Annotated in this window: 16 protein-coding genes, 2 tRNA genes and 1 pseudogene; 6 read left to right on the top strand and 13 right to left on the bottom strand. The window is 57.4% G+C overall.

Features of this window, described 5'->3' with window-relative positions:
• Nucleotides 1–17 precede the first annotated feature (17 nt).
• From Q390_RS0111735 to Q390_RS0111695, 9 genes are all read right to left on the bottom strand, one after another.
• Nucleotides 18–221 carry a hypothetical protein gene (locus Q390_RS0111735; protein WP_027996232.1) on the bottom strand — a complete coding sequence of 68 codons (204 nt, stop codon included), beginning with the start codon at nucleotides 219–221 and terminating at the stop codon, nucleotides 18–20.
• A 314-nt stretch (nucleotides 222–535) separates the two neighbouring features.
• Nucleotides 536–874, bottom strand: a complete 339-nt coding sequence (locus tag Q390_RS0111730) for a hypothetical protein (protein WP_037472840.1) — start codon at nucleotides 872–874, stop codon at nucleotides 536–538.
• A gap of 76 nt (nucleotides 875–950) precedes the next feature.
• Nucleotides 951–1,241 (bottom strand): hypothetical protein, encoded by a 291-nt coding sequence (locus Q390_RS0111720; RefSeq protein ID WP_027996230.1) that lies wholly within the window; start codon nucleotides 1,239–1,241, stop codon nucleotides 951–953.
• The gene (locus Q390_RS0111715) at nucleotides 1,242–1,445 is read right to left on the bottom strand and encodes a hypothetical protein (RefSeq protein WP_027996229.1); all 204 of its coding nucleotides are present in this window, start codon (nucleotides 1,443–1,445) and stop codon (nucleotides 1,242–1,244) included. It abuts the gene before it with no gap.
• Nucleotides 1,446–1,539: 94 nt separating this feature from the next.
• Nucleotides 1,540–2,418 (bottom strand): hypothetical protein, encoded by an 879-nt coding sequence (locus Q390_RS19950; RefSeq protein ID WP_156949893.1) that lies wholly within the window; start codon nucleotides 2,416–2,418, stop codon nucleotides 1,540–1,542.
• 109 nt (nucleotides 2,419–2,527) lie between these two features.
• Nucleotides 2,528–2,722 (bottom strand): BrnA antitoxin family protein, encoded by a 195-nt coding sequence (locus Q390_RS0111710; protein WP_245606909.1) that lies wholly within the window; start codon nucleotides 2,720–2,722, stop codon nucleotides 2,528–2,530.
• 128 nt (nucleotides 2,723–2,850) lie between these two features.
• Complete coding sequence (locus Q390_RS0111705) at nucleotides 2,851–3,261, bottom strand: type II toxin-antitoxin system HicB family antitoxin (RefSeq protein ID WP_027996227.1); 411 nt, start codon at nucleotides 3,259–3,261, stop codon at nucleotides 2,851–2,853.
• Nucleotides 3,262–3,272: 11 nt separating this feature from the next.
• Nucleotides 3,273–3,452, bottom strand: a complete 180-nt coding sequence (locus tag Q390_RS0111700) for a type II toxin-antitoxin system HicA family toxin (RefSeq protein WP_027996226.1) — start codon at nucleotides 3,450–3,452, stop codon at nucleotides 3,273–3,275.
• 307 nt (nucleotides 3,453–3,759) lie between these two features.
• Nucleotides 3,760–5,094 carry a tyrosine-type recombinase/integrase gene (locus tag Q390_RS0111695; RefSeq protein ID WP_027996225.1) on the bottom strand — a complete coding sequence of 445 codons (1,335 nt, stop codon included), beginning with the start codon at nucleotides 5,092–5,094 and terminating at the stop codon, nucleotides 3,760–3,762.
• Between the two features lie 146 nt (nucleotides 5,095–5,240).
• Here Q390_RS0111695 and Q390_RS0111690 point away from each other — a divergent pair.
• From Q390_RS0111690 to greB, 4 genes and pseudogenes are all read left to right on the top strand, one after another.
• Nucleotides 5,241–5,312 (top strand) — tRNA-Ile (locus Q390_RS0111690).
• Between the two features lie 136 nt (nucleotides 5,313–5,448).
• A pseudogene (locus Q390_RS19555) lies at nucleotides 5,449–6,192 on the top strand (IS5 family transposase).
• Nucleotides 6,193–6,734: 542 nt separating this feature from the next.
• Nucleotides 6,735–6,811: transfer RNA gene (locus tag Q390_RS0111670), tRNA-Arg, on the top strand.
• Nucleotides 6,812–6,886: 75 nt separating this feature from the next.
• Complete coding sequence (gene greB, locus Q390_RS0111665; RefSeq protein WP_027996221.1) at nucleotides 6,887–7,432, top strand: transcription elongation factor GreB; 546 nt, start codon at nucleotides 6,887–6,889, stop codon at nucleotides 7,430–7,432.
• Nucleotides 7,433–7,444: 12 nt separating this feature from the next.
• Here the strand turns inward: greB and Q390_RS0111660 are convergent, their stop codons facing one another.
• From Q390_RS0111660 to Q390_RS0111645, 4 genes are all read right to left on the bottom strand, one after another.
• Nucleotides 7,445–9,721, bottom strand: coding sequence for a RelA/SpoT family protein (locus Q390_RS0111660; RefSeq protein ID WP_027996220.1), 2,277 nt, complete (start codon nucleotides 9,719–9,721; stop codon nucleotides 7,445–7,447).
• A gap of 94 nt (nucleotides 9,722–9,815) precedes the next feature.
• Nucleotides 9,816–10,019: a DNA-directed RNA polymerase subunit omega gene (gene rpoZ / locus Q390_RS0111655; RefSeq protein WP_027996219.1), complete on the bottom strand. Its 204-nt coding sequence runs from the start codon at nucleotides 10,017–10,019 to the stop codon at nucleotides 9,816–9,818.
• A gap of 18 nt (nucleotides 10,020–10,037) precedes the next feature.
• Nucleotides 10,038–10,658, bottom strand: coding sequence for a guanylate kinase (gene gmk / locus Q390_RS0111650; RefSeq protein ID WP_027996218.1), 621 nt, complete (start codon nucleotides 10,656–10,658; stop codon nucleotides 10,038–10,040).
• Between the two features lie 36 nt (nucleotides 10,659–10,694).
• The gene (locus Q390_RS0111645) at nucleotides 10,695–11,612 is read right to left on the bottom strand and encodes a YicC/YloC family endoribonuclease (RefSeq protein ID WP_027996217.1); all 918 of its coding nucleotides are present in this window, start codon (nucleotides 11,610–11,612) and stop codon (nucleotides 10,695–10,697) included.
• A gap of 74 nt (nucleotides 11,613–11,686) precedes the next feature.
• Between Q390_RS0111645 and Q390_RS0111640 the strand changes: the two genes are divergently transcribed.
• Together Q390_RS0111640 and Q390_RS0111635 are read left to right on the top strand one after the other, a co-directional pair.
• On the top strand, nucleotides 11,687–12,703 hold the full coding sequence (locus Q390_RS0111640; RefSeq protein WP_027996216.1) for a serine/threonine protein kinase: 1,017 nt from the start codon (nucleotides 11,687–11,689) through the stop codon (nucleotides 12,701–12,703).
• The gene (locus tag Q390_RS0111635; protein WP_027996215.1) at nucleotides 12,700–13,605 is read left to right on the top strand and encodes a PP2C family protein-serine/threonine phosphatase; all 906 of its coding nucleotides are present in this window, start codon (nucleotides 12,700–12,702) and stop codon (nucleotides 13,603–13,605) included. The genes Q390_RS0111640 and Q390_RS0111635 overlap by 4 nt, the downstream gene beginning before the upstream one ends.
• The last annotated feature ends 12 nt before the right edge of the window (nucleotides 13,606–13,617 follow it).

The following is a 13,617-nucleotide window of genomic DNA, read 5'->3' as shown; positions in this document are numbered from 1 at the left end:
GCATGGGCTGACGGCGGTCATACGGTCACCTCCAACAGTTGCAGCGCTTTCAACAACTGAACGGCCTTGCGGCGGGCGGCAGCTACGTTGCCACGGCTCAGGTACAGCTTGGCCATCGTGGCGTCGCTGCTGGCCTGCAACAGGGCGAAGGCGCGGGTTTCTTCAGTGGTGGACTGGGTGGTGGGCGCAGCGCTGCGGCTGGCCACGGGGGATGCGGTCATGGTCTTGGCTCCTTGTCGAGACTTGAGAGCCACCCAATGCGTTCTTACGCGCATGGGGTGGACGTGGCGGTTAAGAACACGGGACAAGCCGTGCGGGCGTCCTTGCGGATAACCCCCACCACGTCCGAAACCGTAGGCGCGTCCAAAAGTGGACACACCCAGAAAATCAGGGCGTGACAAAACCCCGCTTTCGGTGGGGGCTGCAACCGCTTGTCCAAAGGTGTTCTTACGCACCGGGCCTTTCGGCTTGGGCGCAACTGTACCACCACGCTGCACTAGGTGGCAATGGGCTGGGCTAGCGATATTGGCGGCGGTCACAGTAACACCTCCTTGCGCTCGCGCTTTGCCATCCAGGCATAGATGGCGCGGCGGTCGCCGGTCGTGAAGCTGTACACGCCAGGGCGGCATTTGAAGCCGTCACGGTCGATAAAGCTGATTCGCTCGCAAGGTGCATCAAGGCCACGACGGCGCAGTTCGGCCACCAGCTCGGGGCTGTTGCTGGCACCTGCCACGCTGTCGAGTTCTTTGCGGCTGATGGGGCGGCGCAGCATGGCCGTGATGGCGCGCAAGTGGCGCGGGTTGTCGGTTCCGGTAAACTTGCGCTTGTATGGGGCGCTCACCGTGACTGTGGTTGCGGTGGGCGTTTTCTTCATTACGCGCCCCCTTTGCGAAACCAGCGGGACGGCGCAGCGCACCAGGCGCGCAACAGCAAGTGATTGATGGCGGCGCTCATTCCACGGCCTCCGCTTCACCAGCCAGCGCCAGCAGCTTTTTCTCGGCGCGGCGCTTGCGGCCTTTGGCGTTTTGGAGTTCTCGGTATTCGCCGTCAGTCGCCACCATCATGGCGTTCCAATTTTCATCATCGCGGGCGATGTGAATGCCCCACTTGCCATTGGCGCTGCGCCATTCGTAGTAGGCCTCCGTGAGTTGCTCTTTGTGCTGGGTTACTTCACGGGCAGCTTGGGCAAATTTGAGGGCGGCTTGTGCCAGTGCCAGCAGGTCGGTGGTGCGAATCATCATTTACGCCACCCCGCACAGTTGTTTGACTGCCTTGGTAGGCCATCCCAAGCGGCGACCAATGCGGATAGGGCGCACCGGCCCGGTTTCCTTGCAGGCGTGCAGCCATGCGGTTTGCTCGGCAAAGTTGCTGTAATAGCAGTATTCGCGTGTTGTCAGGACTGGTTTGAAGACGGTTTCCAGCGGCGGGAATTCGTTTGCTGTCATGTTTCACCTTTCGCATTCATTGAATTGCTAAAAGGTGAAATATGATTTCCCTGTGTTCCCTGTAATCCCTCGGGGAACTGCGGGCGCTACTTGGCTATTTATTGGCAGCAGCTAGCAGTGTTTTCCAATTGTTTTGTACGGTTTTCAGGGTCAACGGCTGTGCTATTTCATGCACAAAAAGCGTGCCACGGTTATCCCCAGTGCCTTTCTCAAACGGCGAGCCGCTAGACCCAGCGCGACTCTCCAATGCATTGAACAATTGCTTTGCAGTTGCATATTGCCCCGCCCGTATGGTTTCGGTGATATATGGGCCAGCGACTACCTTCCATGTGCGTCGTTGTGTTGGCTGGGGTGCTGTAGCAGGCGCTAGCGCTGGCGACTCCCCGCCTACCGGCGCGAAGCCCTCCATGACACTATTCTGGCGATTGATAGACGGGATGAACGGGGAAAAATCAAGTGTTCGCCATGCTTCGAACTCTTCATCTACTCGCCGTATCGCAATTTTTTGCATGAACGATGGTTCTTCAGCATCATCGATTTCTTCGTTTCTATCCGCGCATTTATTCAGAAGCCAAGCTGTGTGTCTTTTCTCCCGTAAGCGCGATGCCCAGTTTGAATCATGAAGGGTTGTGTATTCATCTTTCCAGACGAAGGCACCAGCAGGAAGTAACAACAGCGATTCATCTCGCCATTGCGCATGTTGGGTTTCATGCCCTGCATGTGTGCTTTCTAGTCGTTCACTCAGTGCCTTCAATTCCCTGACGCAAGATTTTTTCCACCACACTGGGAGTATTTGGCGCGGTAATCCGGCTTCAAGGTGATAAGCCTGTAACCCCTCGAAGCCGAAAACATCCTCATCTGCGGCCAGCACTCGCGCAACAATATCAGGCGACATTGATGCCCAATTTGTCAGCAGCGGAATGGCACGGACAGGAATAGCCTCTCGGCCATCAATCAAAACAACCACATTCATCACACACCCCTTCAAGGTGCCGCTTCAATAAGTGCCCCTGCCTGTCGGTGAAGGTGTCCGACTTTTCGCCAGCGGTAATTAGGCGCTAGCTAGGCTGGGGCGAAAACTCTTAGGCGTGTGTCTGCACCCAGCTTTTCAGTGCGTCATTGATGCGGGTTTGCCAGCCGTCACCCGTCGCCTTGAACCGCGCCAGCACCTCCACATCTAGCCGTAGCGTCACCTGGGTCTTGGTGCCACTGCCCAACGGGCGGCCCCGGCGCACCAGTGGTTTGGCCTGCTCCCATTCGGCCTCCGTGAAAGGCACCGCGTCAGGGTCTGCCAGTGCAGCTGCTGTGATGGCGGCATCCTCGGCAGGGGTCGGCAGGGGTCGGCAGGTGCAGCACACGCCCGCTGCGGGTCTTAATCGTTGCTGGCATATCGTTGCACCTCTCGTTAGGCGTGCGCGGCCTCACGGGTTTCTACGGCCATGCGGGCAATGAACCCTGAGCGTGTCTCGCCAGCACTGCGGGCGCGGGCATCCAGTCGGTGCAGCACGCGCCGGGGCAGGCTGATATTCACCCGCTCCAAGGTGTCATCCAGCATGGCCGGGTCTACCTTCACCAGCGCCCACAGCCATTCGGCAAACTCAGGATGCACGGCGCGCAAGGCTTCGATGTGTGACGGCGCGGGGATGTCTTGCCCGCCATCAAGGGCGGCTTCAATCCAGCCAGTGATGGCGTCTTCGGCGGCAATCATGGCTTCTTCCAGCGTGTCGCCAGCAGAAAAGCAGCCTGGCAGGTCAGGGACAACAACACCCCAAGCGGTGGTGTCGTTGCCGGGTTCGATAGCAATGGGGTAGCGCATGGCGTTTCCTTTCATAGGCCGGCCTGCCGCCGGATGGCTTTAACCAGTCCTTGCCCTAAGTCCTTCTTTGGATGCGGCACCACCACGATGCCGGGGCGGTTGGGATGCTTGAAGATGTGGTGTGAGCCATTCACCCGGTCAAGTTGCCACCCGGCGCGCTGCATGTCTCGTATCAAGTCGGTGCTGGTCATTGTGTGTATGGTACACATCAAGGGATATCGAGACAAGCGCCGGGCGCACTAATCGCCACGCGGTCACCACCAGCAGCGCAGGCCAGCGCGGATACCAGCACCAGCAGATGCTATATAAATCATAGCTTCTAGCTCACATATTCATTGGGCTAGATGCTGTTTTGACCACTATTTGCACCAATGGCCGTGTAACCCCTGTTTTTTTTATGGGGTTACAGCTCTAACCCGCATGGATAGGGGCTTGTACCCTTGTAACCCCTGTAACCTGTATAAATACAAGTTCGCGTGAGGTTTTTCTTATTTGAGATTAATTCTCATTTACCAGTCGCAGCTTTCCCGGCTCGTTGGTGCTGGTGAACTGCACGCCGGCTTGTTCAAGAATCCACGCTTCAATCTTTTCATGGTGAAGGCGCAGTAAATCCAGCGGTCGCACGCGGTAGTGCTTTTCTGCCGTGGCGGATGGCTTGTGGCCTTGAATTTGCGCCACCACCCCGGCGGGCACCTCTAGCCACTCTGTCAGGGTTCCGAAGCTGCGGCGCAGGCCGTGCAGGGTCAGGCCGTCAATACCGGCCACGGTGCAGGCCTTGCTGTGGGCGTGGTTCGGCTCGGTCAGTGAGGCGCCATCGGTGCGGTGGCTGGCGAATACAAACGCATTGCGCCTGGGCAGCCCGTGCAGCAGGTGCGAGACATAGGGCGTCAACGGAATGACGCGCTCCCCCTCCACTTTGTCGCGAATGGTCAGGCCATGCCATTGGGTGTTGAGGTCATCCCAGCGCATGGCCAGCACTTCACCGGGTCGCGCACCGGTCAGCAGCAGCGTTTGCAGGTAGGCGGCGACGGTAGGGTTACCAATATTGCCCACGGCGGCAAACCATGCCGATAGCTGCTCTTTCAGCAGGGAGTCCTGTTTGGCGGTTGGCTTGCCCAAAGCCTCGCGCGCCTTGCGGGTCTTGGCTGGGTTGGTGCTGGGCAGTACGGGCGCATATTGCGGCTGTTCAGCGCACCAGCCTAGAAACGCTTTCAGCAGTCGCCATGCCAGCCGGGCAGCAGTTGGGCGGGTCTGTGCTTCGCCAGCGGCCCAAGCCTCTACGACTGGCGCGGTCAAGTTGCGCAGCGCCAGCGGCAGCAGTGGATAGAGCGGCCCGGCAATGGTCACGCCACGGCCACGGGTGCCCCGGCTGGAGACTTCACCACCAGCGCGGGTAAGGCGTTCATGGTCTTGGCGGTGCAGTTCGCCCCATTGCGGCGTGCGCTCGGCAACATAGGCCGCCCACACTTCGCCCACGGTCACGGCATGGGCAGCGGCCTCGATAGCAGCGGCAGCTATTGCAGCCCCCTTTGCTTGGGCATCGGCCACGGCGTCACGCTTGAGGTCGCGCGGGTCTTTGCCCGCATCAATCAAGCGCTGCAGCTCGCGCGCCTTGGCTTGGGCGTTGGGGATGCTCCAAGCGGCTGGGCTTCCAATCGTCAGGCGTATGTCCTTGCCTTGATAGACGCCCTGAAACACATAGGCGGGCTTCCCGGCTGGTGTAGTGCGTACCCCAAGCCCGTTGGTGATGGCGTCCCATAGAAACGCCTGTTTTTTCTCGGGCGGGCACTTAAACCCGGAAACCCTGCCAGCGGTGAAAGCCACTTTTGCCATGTTGACCCCTTGCCAGTCTTACATCGGCAAGGATGTAAGGGCGGATGTAAGACGATTTTGCCAATTTCGGCATATTTCAATCAAGGATGAAAAGGCCAATTTGAGCCTAAGTCATTGATTTTCATAGATTCTATCTAGGGTCATCAAGGGTGGCAAAGGGTATTTTGATGGGACTCATAATCCTTTGGTCGTAGGTTCAAGTCCTACACGCCCTACCAAGATAGATAAAGGTTTGCAGCTATGAAAATAGCAGCAAGCCTTTTTTCTTTGGCGCTAGGCAGGCTATTTAGGGTGTGTCATCAATCAATTTTCCTTGCCCTTGAAGGCAAAATTCCAGAGCCCATGTAACTTAGTATGACCAGAAGATATGCCCTGACCGATAAACACTGGGAGCGCATCAAAGACTTGCTGCTAGGTCAAGCCGGACAGCCCGGCGCTACTGCGCGAGACAATCGACTTTTCGTGGATGCGGTGCTTTACCGCTACCGCGCCGGCATCCCCTAGCGTGACCTGCCTGAGCGCTTTGGCGATTTCCGTGTCCGTGCATACCCGTCACTCGCGTTGGAGTAGGAGCGGCGTGTGGCGCAAGATTTTTGAGGCTTTGGCGCAGGACGCAGACAACGCATACGTCATGATCGATGCCACCATCGTGCGCGCCCACCAGCACAGTGCTGGTGCAAAAGGGAAGATCCAGACAAGCAGGCTATTGGACGTAGCCGCGGCGCTCTGAGCACCAAGATCCACGCCACGGTCGATGCGCTGGGCAATCCGACAGGCATTCACCTCACACCCGGACAGAGCCATGATCTGCAAGGCGCCGACGTTCTGCTCAAAGATACCCCAGGACAAACTGTCATTGCAGACAAAGCCTATGACGCCCAGACCAGGCTGGTTCAACCGCTGCTGGAACAAGGCGAAGAGGTTGTGATTCCCTCACGCTGCACCCACAAGCAACCACGCGCATATGACCGCCACCTGATTGAGAATTTCTTTGCACGCCTGAAGCAATACCGCGCCATTGCCACGCGCTATGACAAGACGGCACGCAACTTTCTGGGCGCCATCCACTTGGTGGCATCCATGGTGTGGCTTGCTTGAGCGTAAAGCCTTGCTTGACGAGCAGAAATTGATTGATGACACGCCCTAGCAATTTTTCCTAATCCAGCCCCATGACCCGCACACCGCAGCCACCGGACTGGCAGGTGGTACATGTGTACCCTGGCGCGCCACCGAAACCGTCGGAGGGTGCTCCATGCAATGGCTGTGGACTGTGCTGCCTGTGGGAGCCTTGCCCATTGGGTATGCTGGTTTCGCGCCGCAGGCGGGGAGCTTGCGTGGCGCTGCGCTGGAGCGATGCCGAGCAGCGCTATCTGTGCGGCATTCTGTCTGACCCAGGTGGCGTCACCGGGCTGACGCATCCCTGGGCTGTCCGTGCCCTTGTGGCCTTGGCGAGGCGTTCGATTGCAGCAGGCATAGGTTGTGATGCGCCACTGCAGTCAGAAAAATATGAGGAAAATGGCTGAAAAGCTCTAAATGCTGCGATACAATTACAGCTTGAACTTCTTAATGCACATTGAGATTGATGTGAAATTAAAAAATTCTTCATAGGGCTTATAAATTAAGTTATAATTTAAAGCTTAGCGGCTGTAGCTCAGTTGGATAGAGTACTTGGCTACGAACCAAGGGGTCGTGGGTTCAATTCCTGCCAGCCGCACCAATTGAAAGCCCTGCAATGTAAAAATTGCAGGGCTTTTTTATTTGCAAAATGCAATTTTTCCAAGATGATGCATGCATGAGCAAAGCCTTCACTAAAGAAAAAGACGCTGAGGATGAGGAAATTGACCTGCCAGCACTGCTGTTGGGAGGTAAAAATTACATCACCCCTCAAGGCTATGCACGCTTGCGGTCAGAGCTACTTGATCTCATCGATAGTGAACGTCCCAAGGTGGTGGAGATAGTCCACTGGGCCGCCAGCAATGGAGATCGCTCGGAGAATGGCGATTATCTATATGGCAAAAAGCGCTTGCGGGAGATTGACCGGCGCATCCGTTTCCTGACCAAGCGGCTTGAAATTGCAGAAATTGTTGATCCTGGCACCCATCGTGGCAGCGATCAGGTGTTTTTTGGTGCGACCGTCACCTATATCGATGATTTTGGGCAGCAGCGCACCATCACCATCATGGGAATCGATGAAACAGACAGTCGTGAGTCTCAAGTGAGTTGGGTGTCGCCGGTCGCGCAGGCTTTACTCAAAGCCAGAGAAGGGGATGAGGTGACGCTCTCTACGCCAGCAGGACTGCGGCTGCTCGAAATAATCGAAGTGGGCTACCCTGCATAAAGCCTTCTAAGCTTACCCTCTTGGCAAAGTCCGGGCTGCACGCAAAACTGCTGGGGTGCGGCGCAGGTTTCGCAGTGCTGTTTCCAAGTGTGCTTGGTTGTGTACGGCTATGACAAAACGAAGATCTACAGTGTCCAGTGCGACTTCATCATCCATGTCGATATGGGTGATGTCTGCTTCAGAATGTGCCAGCTGTTCGGCAATGCGCGCCAACACACCTTTGCCGTTGCTGACTGTGACGATAACACTTGTTTCAAACAGACGGGTAGGTTCATCAGCCCAATCGACGGTGATAAATCGTTCGCTGTCTTTGTGTTGCAATTTTTGGGCTACGCTGCATTCGGCACAATGCACTACCAGCCCCTCGCCGCGGCCCAGATAGCCGACGATGTTGTCGCCAGGGATGGGGCGGCAGCAACGGGCATATTGGACAGATGCATTTTCACTGCCATCCAGAGTAACGCCACCTTGTGAGAGCGTCTCTTGTGAGTTGTAACGCTCGCGTGTGAGCAACAAGGCATCTGGTTTGTGACCATGCTCAGCCATCAAAACCATCACGCGTTTGGCCACGATGCTGGCAATGCGCCTTCCCAAACCAATATCGGCCATGAGTTCACTACGTGAGCGGCTGCCAGTGAAGCGCAGCAGCTTGTCCCATATCGGCTGTGTTTCATCGCTGGACAGAGGCAATTGCTCCAGACCTTCTGCGCGCAAGGCTTGCGCCAATAACTTCTCGCCCAAGCTTTCAGATTCGGCATGCGCCAGTGTTTTCAGGTAATTGCGAATTTTTGAACGGGCCCGCCCCGTGCGCACGAAGCCTAACCACGCGGGGTTGGGTAAGGAGGTCGGTGTCGTGATGATCTCCACAACATCGCCGTTTTTCAGTTCGGTGCGCAGAGAGACTGGTTCGTTGTTGATTTTGGCGGCTGCCGTGCGGTTACCTATGTTGCTGTGGATGGCGTAGGCAAAATCGACTACGGTGGCGCCCCGTGGCAGCGACAGAATTTGGCTTTTGGGGGTGAAAACATAGACGGCATCGGGAAACAAATCGACTTTGACGTGATCCCAAAATTCTGCGGCATCCCGGGTTTCATTCTGGATATCCAGCAATGACTGCAGCCACTTTGTGCCCAGGCGCTCTGCTGCTTTGCCTTCGGTGTCCTGGGACTTGTAAAGCCAGTGTGCTGCGACACCTGCCTCGGCAATGACATGCATCTCTTCAGTGCGCATCTGAAATTCGATATTGATGCCCGCTGGTCCTACCAGAGTAGTGTGCAAGGATTGATAGCCATTGATCTTGGGCAGCGCAATGTAGTCCTTGAATTTTCCTGGTACGGGCTTATACATCTGGTGCAACATGCCCATCGCTGTGTAACAGTCCGTAATAGTGGGGACAATGACACGAAAACCATAAATATCCGTGACTTGTGCAAAGCTCAGGTGCTTGTGCACCATTTTTTGATAAATGGCATACAGCGTCTTCTCACGACCGGCGAGTCGCGCCGCCATGCCCAGGCGGCTGAAAACGGTATCCACGTCTGCCTGCACTTTTTGCACCAAGTCGCGCCGGCGGTTGCGGGATTTGTTGATAGCTTTGTTGAGCGTGGTGTAGCGCCAGGAATGCAGGTGCCTGAAGGACAGATCCTGCAATTCGCGGTAGGTCTGATTGAGTCCAAGTCGGTGCGCGATGGGAGCGTAAATTTCAAGAGTTTCAGAGGAAATACGGCCCCATTTGCTGCGCGGCATGTCCGACAGGGTGCGCATGTTGTGCGTGCGGTCGGCCAGCTTGATCAGGATGACGCGCACATCACGCGCCATGGCCAGCAGCATTTTGCGAAACGATTCGGCTTGGTTTTCTTCGCGGGTGTCGAATTGGAGTTTTTCGAGCTTGGTCAGTCCATCGACCAATTCCGCCACCGGCGCCCCAAATCGCTCGACCAGGTCCGATTTGGTGATGCCACAGTCTTCCATAGCATCGTGCAGCAGGGCGGCCATTAGCGCCTGGGCATCGAGTTGCCAGTTGGCGCATTGCGCGGCAACGGCAATCGGGTGCGTGATGTAGGGCTCGCCGCTGTTACGCAATTGGCCTAAATGAGCGGTGTCGGCATAACGGTAGGCTTGGCGTACCAACTCAATATTGGCCGGATCCAGATAATCAAGTTTTTCGGTGAGCGCAGCAAAACTTGCTGCTGCAGCGTTGGCCGCAGCGCTTTCAGGGTTTCCTGGCGCGCCAGAATTTCCAAGATGGGGAGCTTGGTTGGAAGGGGACGTGTTCAACACCGCATTCATGCCTTAAATGTAGCGTGCCTGTGCATAACGAGGAGGCAGCATGAAAAAAGCACCGCGCGCGGTGCTTTTTTCATAGGTACCAGCAGGGTAACAATCAACCCGGCACTTTTTTGAGCATTTCAATGCCTACTTTACCGGCGGCAATTTCGCGCAAAGCGGTCACGGCAGGCTTGTTGCGACTTTGAATGCGGGGTGCGTGGCCCTGACTGAGCATGCGCGCGCGGTAAGTGGCCGCCAGCACCAGTTGAAAGCGGTTCGGGATCTGCTCAAGGCAGTCTTCTACAGTAATGCGGGCCATGGGTGTACTCCGGGGACTTCAGGGGATATTGAGCGACTCGAACGTTGCGGCGCGGGCGCGGCGCTGGGCCGCGTATTTGAGCCGCTGGGCGTGGGCAATGGCTTTCAGGTCGAAAAGCGCGCGCTCAAACAATTCATTGATTATAACGAAGTCGAATTTCGCAGCCTCTGCCATCTCGGTAGCAGCATTTTTCAGGCGCAGTTCGATCACTTCGGCCGAGTCTTCACCCCGGCGCTCCAGCCGTGAACGCAGTTCTTCCCAGCTGGGTGGCAGGATGAAGATCAAGACCGCATTGGCAAACGCCTGCTTGATCTGCAGGGCCCCTTGAAAATCAATTTCAAGAATCACATCAGCGCCTTGGGCGATGCGTTCTTCGATGGCTTTTTTGGAGGTGCCATAGCGCCGGCCATGCACGTGCGCCCATTCCACAAAGGCGTTGGAGGCCACCATGGCATCAAACTCGGGCTGCGAGGCAAAAAAGTAGTCGCGTCCGTGCTTTTCTTGGCCGCGTGGGGCCCGGGTGGTGTGCGAGACGGACAGGAAGATGTGTGAATCGAGCTCCAGCAGGGCTTTGACCAGACTGGACTTGCCAGCACCGCTGGGTGCGGCGACGACGAATAAATTTCCGGGGTAATCCATGGCGAATATGCGTTGAGCGCTATAAAAATAAAAGCTTTATTCGATATTTTGCACTTGCTCACGCATTTGCTCGATCAGCACCTTCATGTCCACGCTGATCCGCGTGAGCTCTAAAGCGGCTGACTTGGAGCCCAGGGTGTTGGCCTCGCGGTGCAATTCCTGGATCAGAAAATCCAGGCGCTTGCCAATTTCGCCGCCTTGTTCCAGCAATCGCTCTATTTCGTCGAGATGCGATTGCAGCCGCGTGACTTCTTCGGCCACGTCAATGCGAATGGCAAAAGCGGTGGCCTCAGACAAGGCGCGGTCTTGCGCGGCCTCGGGGGTGGCGCTGCCTTCGGCCAGACCCATCGCCTCTTTCCAGCGCTCCATGAAGCGCTGGCGTTGCTGCTCGACCAGTTGCGGCACCAGTGGTACCGCCTGCAGGGTCAGACCGCGCAATTGGTTCAGGTGCTTGTGCAGCATGGTGGCCAAGCGCTCGCCCTCCTGCTTGCGCGCTGCCAGCAGGGCTTTGAGGGCTTTTTCTGCCAGGGCCGGCACAGTTTTGCTCCAGTCTTCCTGGTCGCTCTGGGTGTTCGCGCTCAGGCGCAACACATCCGCGACGGACAGCGGCCGGGCGTCTGGCAGCCAGGCTTGCACGCCGTCCTGCAGGCCATTGAGGCGCTGCAGCAAGCGCGTTGACAGTTCGGGCAGCGCGCCAGCGCCGGCGTTTTCAATGGCGGCACGTACTTCGACTTTGCCGCGTTTAATTTTTTTGGTCAGCAGTGTGCGCAGCACCGGTTCCATGGCGCGCAGCTCGTCGGGCAGGCGAAAGGAGAGGTCCAGAAACCGGCTATTGACGGAGCGAATTTCCAGCCCAAGCTGGCGTGCAGAGGGTGTCCGCACGTCGCCATCGCTGCCTTGGGTGGATGCGTCCTGCTGGGCGCTGGCGTATCCGGTCATGCTGTAAACTGCCATGGGACTTGTGTGGTTGCTAGAGATCGGGGGATTATCCGGTTTCTGCTGCACCCCCCAAATTCTCTCCGCAAAATATGTCAAAAACCAAACCGGCGCCGCTTCCGCCCGATACCGTCATAGGCGGCTATCGCGTGATACGCCGGGTTTCCGCCGGTGGCTTTGGTGTGGTCTATCTGGCCGTCGATGGCGAAGGCCAGCAAGTAGCCATCAAGGAGTATCTGCCCTCGTCGCTGGCCACGCGCGCACCCGGCGATTTGCTGCCCAAAGTGCAGCCTGAGAAACTCTCGCTCTACCGCCTGGGCCTGAAAAGCTTCTTTGAAGAAGGACGCGCGCTGGCGCAGATCTCGCACGCCTCGGTGGTCAGCGTGCTCAACTTCTTTCGCGAGAACGAAACCGTCTACATGGTGATGAATTACCTGGAGGGCGCCACTCTGCAGGACTTCATCATCACCGCGCGCGACCTGAAAGCAGAAAAAGTCTTTCGCGAGTCCACTATCCGCTCGCTGTTTGACGAGGTGCTGCGCGGCATGCGTATCGTGCACCAGCACAAGATGCTGCACCTGGATATCAAGCCAGCCAACATCTTCATCACCGACGACAACAAGGCGGTCATGATCGACTTTGGCGCCGCGCGCGAAGTGCTGTCTAAAGAAGGCAACTTCATCCGCCCGATGTACACGCCCGGTTTTGCCGCGCCCGAGATGTATCGGCGCGACTCTTCCATGGGGCCGTGGACCGATATTTACGCCATTGGCGCCTGCATGTATGCCTGTATGCAGGGCTTTCCACCCCACGAAGCGCCGCAGCGCCACGACAAGGACCGGCTCTCGATCGCGCTGACCAAGCTGCGCGGTGTGTACTCCGATAATTTGATTGAAGTGGTGGAGTGGTGCATGGCCATGGACCCGCTGTCGCGCCCGCAGTCGGTGTTTGCACTGCAAAAAGAACTCTCGCGCGAAGGCGAGCGCCGGTACACCAAGCTCACGGTGGCTGAAAAAATGCGCTTGCAGCTCGACACCCTGGTGTCCGACACCAAGAAAAACGTGCAAAAAGTCGGGGATGCCGCGGGTCTGGCGCTCAAACCCAAATGAAATTTTCCGTCTTTCAGATCAGCCGCCGCGGTGGCCGTGAAAAAAACGAAGACCGCATGGGCTACTGCTACACGCGCGAAGCCGGGCTGTTTGTGCTGGCTGACGGCATGGGTGGGCACCCCGAGGGCGAAGTCGCGGCGCAGATTGCCCTGCAGACCATCGCCGCCCGTTTTCAGCACCAGGCCAGGCCGGCATTGGCGGATGTGCAAGAATTTTTGTCTTCGGCCCTGCTGGCCGCCCACCACCAGATTTTGCGTTATGCCAACGACAAAGGCGCCTTCGATTCACCCCGCACCACGCTGGTGGCGGCGGTGCTGCAGGGTGGCTGCGCCACTTGGGTGCACTGCGGTGACTCGCGTTTGTACATGGTGCGCGCGGGTGAGTTGCTCACACGCACGCGTGACCATTCGTACATGGAGTTGCGCAACATTCCGCCCAACCTGGCGCATATCAACCGCAACGTGTTGTTCACCTGTCTGGGCTCGCCCACCAAGCCGATTTACGATATGGCCGGCCCCGTACCGCTGCAGCAGGGCGACCGTATTTTGCTGTGCTCGGATGGCCTGTGGGGCACGCTCAGCGATGAAGCCATCACCCGTGACCTGGCGCGTCTGCCGGTGTCGCAAGCCGTGCCTGAATTGGTGGAAAGTGCCTTGCGTACCGCTGGCGAGACCAGCGACAACGTCACCGTGGTGGCGATGGAGTGGGAAACGCCCGATCTGTTCGAGTCTACCCAAGGGGTATCCACCGACAGCATTGGTGGCGGGGTTTTTGCCTCCACCATCCAGGCCGGCTCGCCCGATGGTTTTGATGACACCGATGACCTCGACGACGATGCCATCGAGCGCTCGATCGCTGAAATCAACGAAGCCATTCGCCGCTCCGCCGCCCGCAAAGGGTGATGGCGCGGCCTG

Source organism: Simplicispira psychrophila DSM 11588, from assembly GCF_000688255.1.
Classification (GTDB): domain Bacteria; phylum Pseudomonadota; class Gammaproteobacteria; order Burkholderiales; family Burkholderiaceae_C; genus Simplicispira; species Simplicispira psychrophila.
The sequence above is the reverse complement of the archived record's forward strand: the minus strand, read 5'-3'. Positions and strand labels throughout refer to the sequence as shown.

Excerpts from the sequence above, each read along its gene's own strand:
- Q390_RS19950 (WP_156949893.1), bottom strand. The coding sequence starts at position 2,418 with ATGAATGTGGTTGTTTTGATTGATGGCCGAGAGGCTATTCCTGTCCGT.
- Q390_RS0111695 (WP_027996225.1), bottom strand. The coding sequence starts at position 5,094 with ATGGCAAAAGTGGCTTTCACCGCTGGCAGGGTTTCCGGGTTTAAGTGC.
- Q390_RS0111730 (WP_037472840.1), bottom strand. The coding sequence starts at position 874 with ATGAAGAAAACGCCCACCGCAACCACAGTCACGGTGAGCGCCCCATAC.
- greB (WP_027996221.1), top strand. The coding sequence starts at position 6,887 with ATGAGCAAAGCCTTCACTAAAGAAAAAGACGCTGAGGATGAGGAAATT.
- Q390_RS0111720 (WP_027996230.1), bottom strand. The coding sequence starts at position 1,241 with ATGATGATTCGCACCACCGACCTGCTGGCACTGGCACAAGCCGCCCTC.
- Q390_RS0111705 (WP_027996227.1), bottom strand. The coding sequence starts at position 3,261 with ATGCGCTACCCCATTGCTATCGAACCCGGCAACGACACCACCGCTTGG.
- Q390_RS0111735 (WP_027996232.1), bottom strand. The coding sequence starts at position 221 with ATGACCGCATCCCCCGTGGCCAGCCGCAGCGCTGCGCCCACCACCCAG.
- Q390_RS0111700 (WP_027996226.1), bottom strand. The coding sequence starts at position 3,452 with ATGACCAGCACCGACTTGATACGAGACATGCAGCGCGCCGGGTGGCAA.
- gmk (WP_027996218.1), bottom strand. The coding sequence starts at position 10,658 with ATGGATTACCCCGGAAATTTATTCGTCGTCGCCGCACCCAGCGGTGCT.
- Q390_RS0111645 (WP_027996217.1), bottom strand. The coding sequence starts at position 11,612 with ATGGCAGTTTACAGCATGACCGGATACGCCAGCGCCCAGCAGGACGCA.
- rpoZ (WP_027996219.1), bottom strand. The coding sequence starts at position 10,019 with ATGGCCCGCATTACTGTAGAAGACTGCCTTGAGCAGATCCCGAACCGC.
- Q390_RS0111715 (WP_027996229.1), bottom strand. The coding sequence starts at position 1,445 with ATGACAGCAAACGAATTCCCGCCGCTGGAAACCGTCTTCAAACCAGTC.
- Q390_RS0111660 (WP_027996220.1), bottom strand. The coding sequence starts at position 9,721 with ATGAATGCGGTGTTGAACACGTCCCCTTCCAACCAAGCTCCCCATCTT.
- Q390_RS0111640 (WP_027996216.1), top strand. The coding sequence starts at position 11,687 with ATGTCAAAAACCAAACCGGCGCCGCTTCCGCCCGATACCGTCATAGGC.
- Q390_RS0111635 (WP_027996215.1), top strand. The coding sequence starts at position 12,700 with ATGAAATTTTCCGTCTTTCAGATCAGCCGCCGCGGTGGCCGTGAAAAA.